We start from the raw sequence: 360 nt of genomic DNA on the forward strand, positions 1-360 counted from the left end.
TGCTTCCCTTAAGATACTTAAGAACACGCTTCGCAGATGTCCAATGTTGGCGACCTGGGTTGTCAAGGAACCGACAGAGTGAGGACACTGCATGTGAGATATCCGGTCTGGTGCACGTTGCGATCCAGTTAAGAGCTCCAACTAGTTCACGATAGGGGGTTTCTTGCATTTCTTGCTTCTCTTCGGCGGTTGTTGCACACATGTTCTTCTCCAGGTAGAGTCCTGATTGTTCGGGCGTGTCTGCGTGCTTGCAGTCCATCATGTTGAACTTTGATAATTGCTCCAAGATGTAGGCCTCTTGGTCAAGTAAGATACCGTCATTACTACGTGTGATCCTCATCCCTAGTAAGCGCTTCGGGT

1 protein-coding gene is annotated in these 360 nt (G+C 48.9%); it reads right to left on the bottom strand.

What is annotated here, in order from left to right:
* On the bottom strand, positions 1 to 286 hold a 286-nt coding region (locus B5P42_RS32405), incomplete at its 3' end, for a hypothetical protein (RefSeq protein ID WP_220089423.1).
* Positions 287 to 360 lie beyond the last annotated feature (74 nt).

The sequence above is a fragment of the Bacillus sp. SRB_331 genome, from assembly GCF_003264175.1.
GTDB lineage: Bacteria > Bacillota > Bacilli > Bacillales > Bacillaceae_G > Bacillus_A > Bacillus_A mycoides.